This is a genomic window from Pandoraea sp. PE-S2T-3 (assembly GCF_002179965.1).
GTDB lineage: Bacteria > Pseudomonadota > Gammaproteobacteria > Burkholderiales > Burkholderiaceae > Pandoraea.
Genome location: NZ_NGUQ01000033.1, coordinates 217,036 through 230,278, shown reverse-complemented (window position 1 = coordinate 230,278; position 13,243 = coordinate 217,036). Strand labels below are relative to the sequence as shown.

General features: G+C 64.1%; 2 protein-coding genes. Both read left to right on the top strand.

Annotation, left to right across the window (positions count from 1 at the left end; genetic code table 11):
• The first annotated feature begins 27 nt into the window (after nucleotides 1-27).
• Nucleotides 28-12,291: a filamentous haemagglutinin family protein gene (locus CDV46_RS19865; RefSeq protein ID WP_087724465.1), complete on the top strand. Its 12,264-nt coding sequence runs from the start codon at nucleotides 28-30 to the stop codon at nucleotides 12,289-12,291.
• Nucleotides 12,292-12,659: 368 nt separating this feature from the next.
• Nucleotides 12,660-13,190 (top strand): hypothetical protein, encoded by a 531-nt coding sequence (locus CDV46_RS19860; RefSeq protein WP_087724463.1) that lies wholly within the window; start codon nucleotides 12,660-12,662, stop codon nucleotides 13,188-13,190.
• Nucleotides 13,191-13,243 lie beyond the last annotated feature (53 nt).

Here is a 13,243-nt window from a genome sequence, read left to right as displayed (position 1 = left end):
CGCTTAACTATCAGCGAGGATTCGGGCATGAGCACGCGTGAACGCCAAGGGGCAACGGCAATGGGAAGCAGCGGTCGCAGAATCGGCAAAGAACGTGTGCGCCGTTCGCGCAGGGCGGCCCCCGTCGCACAGGCGATCACGCTGTTGCTCACCACGATGGGGGCGGCACACGCCCAGCAAGCGTTCAGTAATGCATGGTTTGCCTCACGCGGTGCCGCACAGGCCACTGCGTCGCAGACGGGGCGCTTGCCCAACGGCATGCCGGTGTCGTCGCTCATGGACCCGTCGGCACAGCAGCAGCAAGCGAACGCGCAACTTCAACGCTCGATCGCAAATCTCGGCTCGGCGGCGCAGAACATTGCGGCGACGCAGGCCGCGCAGGCCAATGCGCGCACGGCGGCAGCCAACAGCGTCACCACGATCCCCGACGGCCTGACCGAAGGCGGCCTGAAGGTCGACACGAACAGCCTGACCAAAGGCTGGATCAATGCCCAAGCGCCCACGCAAACCACAGCGAATGGCAAGACCAACGTCAACATCCAGCAGACCGCCAACAAAGCGATCCTGAACTGGGAGACGTTCAACGTCGGTCGCAATACGTCGGTGAACTTCGCGCAGCAAAGCGACTGGGCGGTGCTCAACCGCATCAACGATCCGAGCGCACGCCCGAGTCAGATTCAAGGGCAGCTTCACGGCGATGGCACCATGCTGATCCTGAACCGCAACGGGGTGATCTTCGGCGGTACCAGTCAGGTCGATACGCGCAATCTGGTGGTCGCGGCGGCGCGAATGAGCGACGCGCAGTTCCAGACTGCGGGGCTCTATGGGGCGAACGGCACGACGCCGACATTCACCGATGCGCTGGGCAAGGTCGAAGTCCAGGCGGGCGCAAACATCACGACACGCACGCCCACGTCCGTGACGCAAGGCGGCGGCTATGTATTGTTGCTCGGCAATCAGGTCAGCAACGCCGGGACGATCGTCACGCCGCAAGGGCAAGTGGCGCTGGCCGCCGGTGACAGCTTCGTGATTCGCAAGGGCGTGGGCACGGACGCGAACACGCCGTCGACCACGCGTGGCAGCGAGATATCACCGCAGTTCGCCGCGCAGAGCACGGCAGGCAGAGTGGTTAATACGGGCTTGCTGATGGCGCCGGAAGGCGACGTGACGATGGCGGGCCGCGACGTTCAGCAACTGGGCACGGCGGTGTCGACCACGACCGTCAACACGCGCGGCACGATCCACTTGCTTAACTCGGCGAGCGACACGCTGGGCAAGGTGACGCTGGGCAGCGGGGCGCTCACGTCGGTGCTTGTCAGCGACAACGGTGCAACGGCGTTGGACAGCCAACGCGCGGCCCTTATTCAGGACTCCGCCACGCAGGATGTACTGCGCGCGAGCATGACCGCCGGACTGTTCGACAACCTATCGAGACTCTCGGATCGGAGAGATCAATCACGCGTCGAAATCGTGAGCGGTGGAAATGTTGAATTTCAGGGCAACTCGCTCACGCTTGCCACCGGCGGCCAACTCGCCGTAAGTGCCACGGGTCGCAGCTTTGTAACGAGCGGTGCGCGACTCGACGTGTCTGGCGCGCTCGGCGTATCGCTGTCGATGGACAGCAACAACGTCAAGATCAACGTGCAGGGCAACGAACAGCGAGACGCCCCGGGCAACCGCGATAACGCGGCACTGAACAATGCGAACGTCTATGTCGATCGCCGCCGATTGGTCTACGTTCCGGCGGCACTAGGGGGCTACGCGAACGAGCGTTGGTACACCCCGGGCGGGCTGCTGGAAGTCGGCGGCTACCTGGCGAATCAAACGCATGGCATTGGCGAATGGGCCGCGCAGGGCGGCACGGTGACGATCGGTGGCAATGAGGTGGTGACGCAAAAGGGCGCGTTCATCAACCTGTCGGGCGGCTCGCTCAATGTGCAGACCGGCTATCTGAACCAATCGTGGCTCAAGGGGGCAGACGGTCAGGTCTACAACGTCAACACCGCCCCGTCGAACGTGCTCTACACCGGCGTGTACACCGGTTTCGAGGTGGAGCACCCGCGCTGGGGAAAGACTACGACGGAGTCCTACGCGAATCCGCTCATCGCGCCCACGCGCGTGCTGCAAAACGGCTACACCGTAGGTCGCGATGCGGGGCGCCTGACGATTTCGGCACCGACCGCTGTGCTCGAAGGCGATGTGATCGCCAACGTCTACACCGGGCCGGTGCAGACGCAGGCACGTCCGGCTGCACTCACTGACGGTTATGCGCTCAGCCAGTTCGCCGTGGCTCGCTCGGGTTCGCTGACGCTGGGCCAATACTCGGGCGTCGGCCGAAGAGAAGCGTTTACCACCGATGTCGTGATCGGTGATATTGACCGCATCACCGACGGCATGGGTGTCAACGACGCCCTCGCGGACACGCGGAAAAACACGGTTTGGTTCGATGCTGCGCTGATGAACCAGACGCGTTTTGGTGAAATCGATCTCGCGACGCGCGGTGCCATTGCCGTTCGCTCGGATCTCCAACTCGACAATGGCGGTCGTCTCACGCTGGCCGCGCCAAACATCGATGTGATGGCCAACGTCACCGTGCCGGGGGGCACGGTCAATATCTCCAATCTTTTCCTCCGGGCTGGGGACGTTGGCCCGATCGCATTGCTGCCTGCCTCGGGCGCGGTAAGCCTCTCGCTGGCCCCGGGGTACACCGTGAGCACGCGCGGCGTCTGGGTCAATGCCGCGCTCGATCCGAATTCGACGTCGCAGGTCGTCTATCTCAACGGCGGCAGCGTGACCTTCGATTCCACGGGAGATCTGACGATTGGCCGAGGCAGCTTGATCGACGTGTCCTCCGGTGGCGCAATTCTGACGGGGGGGAAAACCCAAGGTGGCTTCGGCGGCAATGTCACGCTCATTGCAGGAGATGCCGGCGGCGGCGTCGGGCGAAGCGTTGGCACGCTGACCTTCGATGGCAATGTCGCGGCCTACGGGGTGAGCGGGGGCGGCACACTGACACTGTCGACGCCGGACAGTATTCTGATTGGCAACAACGCCGGTATCGCGGGCGGCACGCTTGCGGCGGGGACGCCGGCTGCCGTGTCGGTGAAACTCGCGCAGACACTGACGATTGCGGCGGGTACGCCGCTGCCGATGGACCTTGTCGAAAAACATACGACGATGGTCTACGACACGCCGACGCTGGCAGATATCGCGATGTCAGGCGTGCCGGTGGGCGCGACACTCGCGGATTGGGTTGTGCCGAAGGGGCTGCTGCTCAAGTCCCGGGATATCAACAATCAAGACACTTACTTTTTCGCTGGGGATACGATTCCGAAGGGGACCGTCCTCACGGGATGGGGCGGAAGCGGCGTCATCGCGAAGGGGACGGTGGTGCCTTCCAACGTCTTTCCGAACGGCATTCCGGTCGATCCATATCAGTTCGTCTTCACGGCAGGCTCGGTGCTCACCGTGCCGAAGACCTATACCGTCGGCTCGATCGTTCCTGCCGGTGTGGTGCTCACGAAGACGATTGCCGTCACACCGGTCCCGACGTTCAACGCCGGCACATCGGGCAGCGGGAATTCGCTCTTCAATGCCGGATTCTCCAACTTCGATATCAATGGCGGACAGGGGGTGCGTGTCGACAATGGCGTCGTGCTCGCGCCTGTCATGCCGGTCTACCGATTCACGGCGGATAGCCTGAAGGCGGTGACGGGCGGCGATCCGTCCAAAGCGATGGCGCTCTGGACGCCGCCCGTATTTGTGGAGAGTCCGAAGACCGACGCGCTCACGCAGCGCGCAGGCGCGAGCATCGCGCTGCGATCGCTGCGCAAGGATGAACAAGGCAATCCGGCGGGCGGCAGTATCGTCGTTGCGCCGGGGGCTTCCGTGACGGTCGATCCGGGACAGAACATTACGCTCGACGCCTTCGGTCAGATGACGGTCGACGGCACACTCAGCGCACGGGCAGGCAAGATCAATCTGATTGGCGACGCCGACGGTGCCTTCTCGGCCTCGCGCAATTTCGACGAGAACGGCGTCGTTCGCGGCACCTCGCTCTGGCTGGGTTCGAACGCGAAGCTCGACGTCTCGGGCGTGGGCTATTCGGCCATCGACGGGTCCGGGCGCACCTACGGCACGGTGTTCGATGGCGGCACGATCAGTCTGAGCGGTGGTACGTCGTTTGTCGTCATCCGCCCCGGTGCGGAACTCAACGCCGATGGCGCCAATGTGACGGTCGATACGGCCACCGTCGCTGGCCAGCCGGTGAGCGCAAGCGGTCGCATGTCGCGCACTTCCAATGGCGGTGCCATTGCGCTCGGTTCGATGGGGGGCCTGCAACTCGACGGCAATCTCCATGCGTTCTCCGGTGGTCAGGGGGCGTCGGGCGGGGATCTTTCAGTCTCGATGCTCACGCCGTTCTACCCCGATCTGTCCAACGCGGTACCGAAAAGCGTACTCGTCCCGAGTGTGCTGACGCTCACACAGTCGCGAGTGTCCGCTCCCAGCCTGAGCGGCCCGGGCTCGCCGGTAGCGGCGTTGCCGCTGGGTCGTGCCACCGTCGGTGTCGACATGGTCAAGGCGGGCGGCTTCAGTTCGCTCTCCCTGACCTCGGGCGACTACATGATGTTCAGAGGCGACGTGTCGCTCGCAATGGACAAGAGCCTGAAGCTCAATGCCAACGCTTACGCGTCGGGCGAGAAGTTGGTGGCGGGCGACGACCCTGCCACGAAAGCGAGCAGCAACACCGTCCGTCTGTCGGCGCCGTATGTTCTGCTCAGTGGCAAAGTTGTCGCGCCGCCAGACGGTGTGGTCAGCGGCTCGATTACCAACCCCGGCGCGTCGGGGCGGCCGACAACGGCGACCTTCGAAATCGACGCCAACTTGATCGATGTGCAAGGCCCGGTGCTATTCTCGGCGCGCACCGGCTATTACGACTCGGTGAACTACGTCAACGTCGATACTTCGTCGCCGGGGTTCCGTACGACGCGGCTCGTCAGTCAGGGCGATATCCGTTTCCTGCCGACGCCCGCCGTGCAACAAGGCACCAGCCTGATCACATCCTGGGATTTCGATCTGGAAGCCGCGCAGGTTTATCCGACGACCGGGGCTGTCGCGAGCATTGTCGCGGGACAACAGCGCGTGAACGACTACGCGGGCACGCTGACGTTGGGACGCACCACGGCGACGATCCCCGACGCCCCGCTGTCAGTCTTCGGCACGCTTTTCCTGTCGGCGCCAAACGTTCGCCAGGGGGGCGTGTTGCGCGCACCGTTCGGTAAGTTGATGATCGCGGCGACACCCGCGGCATTACAGGGCGGAAACGTCTACACGAAGGACATCGAGTTCTTGCCCGGCAGTCTTACCTCCGTGTCGATGAAGGGCATGACCGTGCCTTACGGCGGTACGGTGGATGGCGTGACTTACGCGTACAACGGCGCGGCGTTGGCCCCGCTCATCGGCTACGGGCTGGGACTCACGTTGAGTGCGGGCGGATCGGGTATCTCGCTCGAAGGATTGACGATGCGTGTCGACAACGGTGCCGTGCTCGACCTCACGGGCGGGGGCACCATCGCCGGCGCGGGGTTCGTCTCGGGACGTGGCGGGTCGGTCAACGTGCTCAACACGCCACTGGTCAACGCTAACCCGACCATGAAGCTCAGTCGCGCGAGCGACAAGGTCTACGCCATCCTGCCGGGCTACACGTCGGCCTACGCACCCGTCGCCGCAGAGACCGGCGCGGGAGATCCGGTCATCGGTCAGCGCATCACCCTCGGCGACGGGGTTCCCGGACTGCCACCCGGCACCTACACCTTGCTGCCGTCCAACTATGCACTGCTGTCCGGGGCCTATCGCGTCGAGATCGGCGGTACGGGACAGAATCTGCCGGCCGCGGCGACCGCTGCCGGCAACGGCACGTACCTCGTCTCCGGGTACACGAGCATCGCGAACACATCGACACGCAGTCAGTTGCCGTCGACCGTGCTGGTCACACCGGGCACGGCGGTGCGCAAGTACTCTCAGTTCAACGAGCAGGGCTATAGCGAGTTCATGACGAGCCGGGTGCAGCAGTTCGGGGGGCTGATGCCCATGCTGCCGCGCGACGGCAAGGGGCTGCAATTCCTGTTCGACATTCCGTATGCGCCGGACCCGATGCCCGCGACGAGCGTGCTGTCGTTCGGTGGCAAGGCACTGTTCCAGCCCACGACCGGCGGTGTGGCGGGGCAGGTCGCCGTGCTCAACATCGGCGAAATTACAAACGGTGGCGTGACGCCTGGCTTCAATGGTCTGTCGGTGAGTGCTGCGGACCTGAACGCGATCGGCGCCCCGCGACTGAACATCAACGGAAGTGCCGGGCCACTCAATGGTGTCTTCTACTTCCAGCCGAGTTCCGGGGCCGCAGACCTGTATGTGCGCGACGGCGTGACGCTCAGTGCAGGAGAAATCTACCTCGTCGGCAACAACCTCAATATTGGTAACGGTGTGACGTTGAGTACGGTCGGCCGTGGGCCTGCCACCTTTGATACGGCGTCGACCAGCATGAAGTACTCGTCAGGGACGTCGACGGTGCTCGGGTTGTCCAATGGCGACATTCAGTTCCTGGGATCGACCGCCAGCAACGGATCGATCAACATCGGCGCGGGTTCCGGGCTGTATGCCGAGGGCACGCTGGCGCTTGCCACCAACGGCGCGTCGAACATCGATAACAGCGCGCATTTCGGCGCGCGCAATATTGCGTTGGCCGTCGGCACGCTCAATGTTGGCGATGCGACGCAGATCGCGGCAGCCGGCAATCCGGCGGGCGTGCGGTTCAATCAGTCGGTGCTCAACACGCTGTTGCAGGGCGATCCGGCGCATGGCGCACCTGCGTTGCAACGTCTGACGCTGAGTACGGCAAATTCCCTCAATCTATTTGGCAACAACGGATTGGACACACGGGGAACGGGTGTCGATCTCGTCCTCAATTCGGCCGCGATTTACGGTATCGGTGCGTCGACCGATCAGGCGATCGTCGCCGCTGATCGCATTACCTGGAACGGCATACCCGGCGCCAGCGCACCGGCGGTAGCTGCCGGCGACCCGGGGATGGGCAACGGCTCGCTTCGGTTTGTCGCCCGGGAAATCGACCTTGGGCAGGTCGTGACGCTCGATACGTCGAACGTCAATCGCACGATCTATGGCTTTGGCAACGTCGATTTCGTGGCGAGCGAACGGATCGTCTCGGCCGGCCGCGGGGCGCTGTACGTCTATCAGGCACCGGGTTCGCAACCGGGTAGCGTTCTCGGCCAGAGCGGTACAGGGGGCAATCTCACGCTGACCACGCCGGTGCTGACCGGTGCGGCAAAGTCGATCATGAACTACACGGCGGGCGGCACACTGAGCGTGGCCGCACCCGCTGGCGCGACACCGGGGGTGGCGACGTCGAGCGTTGCGGGTGCCGAGATCGATCTTTCCGGCAACAACGTGAATATCGGCAGTACCGTGCGCCTGCCGAGCGGCAAGTTCGTGGTCAATGCCGCGAACGACATCGTGCTCGACGGGAATAGCCGGATCGACCTTCGCGGTCAGCCGACGATGATCCAGACCGCCACCGCCTACGGATTTGGCGGCACCGCCAGCTTCAATAGTGCGCAAGGCGACGTCCGGCAAATGACCGGATCGGTCGTCGACGTGTCGGCGCAACAAGCCAACGCCGGCGCGATCTCCATCGACGCCAGCAAGGGCACCGTCTCGCTGGTCGGCAAGATGCTGGCGAGCGCCAACGACGGCTATACGAGTGGTGCGTTCGGCGCGTCCGCAGGCACCTTTTCGGATTTCGCCGGATTGAACGCACTGCTCACGCAAGGCGGCTTCTTCGACGCCCGTAGTTTCGACCAGAAGCAGGGCGATCTGGTCGTTGGCGATGGGGTCAAAGCGCACAACATCGGCATCGCCGCCGATCGCGGCACCTTGACGGTCAACGGCACTATCGACGCGTCTGGCGCAGCGCCGGGCACCATTCGTCTGTCGGGGGGCAACGGACTGACGCTCGGCAGCAGCGCCGTGCTCGATGCACACGGCACGTCGCTGCAAGTCGACAGCTACGGTGCGCCCATCGAGGCGAAGAATCGTGGACACGTCGAACTCACGGCCGCAGGTGGCACACTGACGCTCGCACCGGGCGCCACCATCGACGTGAGCACGCCGGGTGGCAAGCATTATGGCGACGTGATCCTGAACGCCATGCGTACCGCAGAGACCGCTGGCGACGTCGCGATCAGCGCGGCTGGTCCGCTGACGATTCGCGGTGCGGACAGCCTCGCTCTGAACGGTGTATGGACGTACATGCTGCCTTCGGGCAGCGTAGTCACGCAATCGACGCTCGACGGCTACGATGCGGCGAGCACCACCTTCATGAATCTGGCGTTGGACAACACGGCGCTGGGCGCGCGAACCGCTGGACTGGCTGCCTCCGGCAACACCTACCATCTTCGTCCGGGGGTGCAGATTGCGTCGTTGGGCGATCTCGCGACGTCCGGCGACATCGATCTCGCGAAGTACCGCTACGGGGCGGGCGCAGATCGCGATCCGAATTCGACGACGTATGGTGCGGGGGAGCCGATGGCACTGATCCTTCGCGCTGCCGGCAATCTGAAGATCGGTGGCAGCATCTCCGACGGGTTCACCGCGACCCGCGCGGGCTCGCCGGTATTCTCGACCATCACGCCGAGCACGTTCTCGACTGACACGGCGCACTTCGTCAAGCAGGGTGTCATTCTCTGGCGCATGATCGCCGGCAACCAGATGGTCGTGAGTAACCCGGCCGGCTGGGTCGTGCCGACGCTCAACACCGGGGTCGCCCTTCCGCTCCCGTTCCGGCCGATGTCGGCGAATGGCACGACCTATGCCTCGGGCACGGTCATTTCTTTCGGCACGACGTTGACCCGCCTGTACGTGCCGGTGGGCTCGGAAACCCCTTCGGCGGCCAGTCTGTCGCTGCAAACGGACCCGGGTTCGCCCGCCGCTGCCGCCACGTCGGCGCGTGCGAGCCTGCTGGCGCCCGGGACCCGCTCTGCATCGTTGCGGCTGGTGGCGGGGGCCGATTTGGCCGGCGCCGATCAGCGCGCATTGCAGTCAGTGACAGCGCTTGGCGGCGCCGGCAATCTCACCTTGAGCGACAGCGTCTACGACCCGTCGCAGACGGGCACATTTTTCAGCGTGCTGCGCACCGGCACGGGCAATCTCGATCTGCTCGCCGGTGGCAGCTTCAACGAGACCACGCCGTATGGCGTCTACACCGCGGGCACGCAATCGGCCCCGATCCTGTCGGCCGACGGGCGCAACGCGTACAACTTGCCCGGTGCGGGAACGGGCAATCTCTTACAGGCGTGGTTTCCGGAGCATGGCGGCGACGTGTTGCTCACAGCGCAGCAAGACGTGCGCGGCAACATCCAGTTGACCAACAATCCCCTGCGTTATGTGAACAGCAATCTGGTGGGCAATTGGCTCAACCGGCAGGGCGGCGGGGGTGTGACGACGGACCCGGCTGCGTGGTCGATCAACTTCGGCTCGCTCGCGAAGACGGACCCTAACGCGAACGGTCTGCAACTGATCGGCTTCCAGGGTATCGGGACGCTTGGCGGCGGCAACCTGACCGTCATCGCCGGGCGCGACGCCGGGGTGGCGTCTGCCGCACCGGGAGGGTTGACGTCGAACGGTCTGGATCTGGCCGTGGCATCGACCGGGCGCGTGCTTGCCGACGGCACACTCGTGCAGACCGGCGGCGGTGACATCACGCTGAAAGTCGGGGGGCGGCTCAACGACGCCGATCCGGTGGCCGTCAGCACCTTCCGGCGGGACTATTTCGGTTCGTTGACGGCGTTGCGTGGCGATACCTCGGTCGAGGCCGGCGCGGTCGGTGCCATCGTCACGCAATCGGGGGGCGTTTCCTGGACCACCTATGACCCGCGCGCCTTCGATCCCAATGCGATCAAGCTGACCTCGCGCGCGCCAGGACCGACGTTGGTGACCGGAGATGGCTCGGCGAGCGTCGTGTCGCGAGGCGATCTGGTGCTTGCCGGCGCGAGTGACCCCGGGATGGCGGTCTTCACCGATGTGGGGGGCGGCTATTTCACGACATCCGGAACGGGCGCCTCTGCGTCGGTCACGAAAGGGGGCTTCACGAAGTACACCCTCTGGACGCCGTCGACCGGCATTCGCCTGTTATCGGCGGGCGGCGATGTTGCGCCGCTCTCGGGCGGCGGTGGCGGCGAGTTGCAGAACTCCACGGGCTTTTACCCTGGGAGCCTGAGCGCTGCGGCGCTGAACGGCGACGTGCGCTTTAGCGAAGGGCAGACGATCGAGTTGATGCCGTCGCCGATCGGACAGCTTCAGGTGCTTGCGGCCGGCTCGATCTACGGTGGCGGCTCGTCGATTGCCATGTCGGGTGCCGATATGGCGAGCGTGGCAACACCGGGTCATCCGCTCTTTTCGACGATGCGGGGCTTCAATCCCAACACCCGGACAAATGCCAGCGTGAACGCTGCGATGCGTCTCAACGACAACAGCCCGCTCGCGTTCGGCGAGGATTATCCGTCCGGCAGTCTGCATGCGCAGGATGCGACGCCGGCCCGGATCTACGCAGGTATCGACATCGATGACTTGCAGATCGGCCTTTCCAACTCGGTTTTTCGGGTCGGGTCGAGTGGATTTACGCCGAGCCATGCGCAGTGGTTTGTCGCCGCGAAGCCGTTCGAGGTGATCGCGGGACGCGACATCGTGGGCACCGGCACGTTGCCGAGCACCTTCCTGAATCAGTCAGACAGCGACGTCTCGATGATGAAGGCGGGGCGCGACATCATCTATCAATCGGCGAGCATCGTCGGGCCGGGATTGCTACAGATTCAGGCCGGGCGCAACGTGTATCAGGGCTTCTACGGTCAGTTGCAAAGCATCGGCGACGTCACGCATCCATCCAATACAAACGGCGGCGCGGGGATTTCCGTGCTGGCTGGCGTCGGGGCCAATGGCCCGGACTACTCGCGCTTCGCACGGCTTTATTTCGACCCGGTCAATCAATTGGCGAGCGGCTCACCGCTGGCCGACAGCGGCAAGGTGGTTCACGCCTACGGCGATGAACTGCTGGCATGGCTCAAAAGCCGATTTGGCTACGATGGCAAGGCATCGGACGCGCTGGCTTACTTCCTCGCGTTGCCGCAGACCCAGCAAGGCGTGTTCGTGCGTCAGGTCTATTTCAAGGAATTGCTGTTGGGTGGTCGCGAGTACAACGACACGTCGAGTCCGCGCTACGGCAGCTATCTGCGCGGCCGCGAGGCCATCGCCACGCTGTTCCCCACGAGCGATGCGCAGGGCAATGCAGTGAACTACAACGGTGCGATCACGCTGTTTAGCAGCGTCACCGGATCGACGACGGTCAACGGCAAGCCCGTGCCCGTGACGACCGACGCCACGGTACGCACCAACTTCGGCGGTGATATCCAGATGCTGAATCCGGGCGGGCGCACGCTCGTCGGTGTGGAAGGCGTGACACCGGGCGCGGTGGCGGGTGTCGTCACGCAGGGCGATGGCGATATTCAGTTCTACAGCCGCGACAGCATTCTGCTCGGGCTGTCACGGGTGCTGACGACCTTCGGCGGCAGCATTCAGGCGTGGTCGGCGCAGGGCGACATCAACGCCGGCCGCGGCGCGAAGACAACGGTGCTCTACACACCGCCCAAGCGCGTGTACGACGACAGTGGCAACGTGACGTTGTCGCCCTCGGTGCCGTCGAGCGGAGCCGGCATTGCCACGCTCGCACCGTTGCCGGAAGTGCCGCCGGGTGACGTCGACCTCGTGGCACCGCTGGGCACGATCGATGCAGGGGAGGCGGGCGTGCGCGTGTCGGGGAACGTCAACTTCGCTGCGCTCGCGGTCGTGAATGCCGCCAACGTGCAGGTGCAGGGCAAGTCGACGGGCTTGCCGATTGTGGCGGCCGTCAACGTCGGTGCGCTCACCAATGCGAGCGCGACGGCGGCGCAGGCAGCGTCGGCCGCGCAGGATGCCATGGCGCGCGAGCGTGTCGCGCAACGCCAGAACACACCGTCGATCTTCTCGGTGCGGATGTTGAGCACCGGGGGCGGCGCTACCGACGGCACCGGGGGCAGTGACACGCCTGCCGGATCTCGCGTACAGGGCACGCTTGGTTACGACCGGTCGAGTCTTCTGCAACTGGTCGGCAGCGGGAGTCGTCTCGATCCGCGTCAACTCGCGCGGCTGACCGATGAGGAGCGTCGGGCGCTGAACACGCATTGAGTGGTATGAGGCCCCGGCGCCGTCATCCAACACAGGCGGTGCTGTTTAAGCCGGTCTGTGCGGTGGTGCGCCGCCTCGACTTTATTCTGAGCCGCGTGGGCAAGCGCGAGCGGCTAAGTTTCGGAGAAAATCTGGTCCTTTCGATTAAAGAAATGTCGATGTCCTTCCGTAAAGCCCTGTCTGAGCCAGTTCTTGCTGGCTGAGAATCCGGAGCGCGCTGCGGATCGTGCGTACTGCTGACATTCAGCAACAGTCGGCGCACGAACTGCGTTGCGGGGAAAGCCGGCGTGTGGCGTCTCACGTCCCATGCGTTGGCGGCTTCCGGTTGTTAAGTAATACAAATTTAATCGACCAGGATAATCAATAACATGAAGGTTCGTAATCTCTCTAACGTCGCGATTGTCAGTCTGCTGCTTGCACTTACGGGGTGCGCTTCAACGTCGAATCCCGATCTCGTCCGCTCGGCCGACCCGGCGCTTGTGGCGTCGTTGAAGCAGGGGGTGGCGGTGCCGACCATTGAATCGAATGGTCTCGACATCGCCGACGCGGTGAAGGCGGGCATGATTCAAGCGTTCAAAACACAAGCCGAAAAGAACGGGATGGTGGTGTCGTCGGCTGGCGTCCCGGTAAAGGTCACGGTACAGGAGTACAACGCCCGCTCGGCTGCCGCGCGCGTGTTGCTCGGCGTTCTCGGGGAAAGCGATCGCATTAAAGCCCGAGTGGACGTGTCGGGAAAGACCTATACGGTTGAAGATTCGGCGCGCAGCAGTATCAACGGGATCGATTTGGTCGCACAGAACGTCGGTTCGGATGTGGCCAACGGCATTGCCACCATCGCGGGTGTGACGGTAAACACAATTCAACGTGTTCAGCCGCCTCCCGGCATGACGACGCGTTAATTCGTCTGCATCACGACACGAAACAAAAAGGGTTGCGAGGCGTTTCGCCCTCG

What these genes read in the sequence shown, in the direction of transcription:
- CDV46_RS19865 (WP_087724465.1), top strand. Translation starts at nt 28, where the DNA reads ATGAGCACGCGTGAACGCCAAGGGGCAACGGCAATGGGAAGCAGCGGT.
- CDV46_RS19860 (WP_087724463.1), top strand. Translation starts at nt 12,660, where the DNA reads ATGAAGGTTCGTAATCTCTCTAACGTCGCGATTGTCAGTCTGCTGCTT.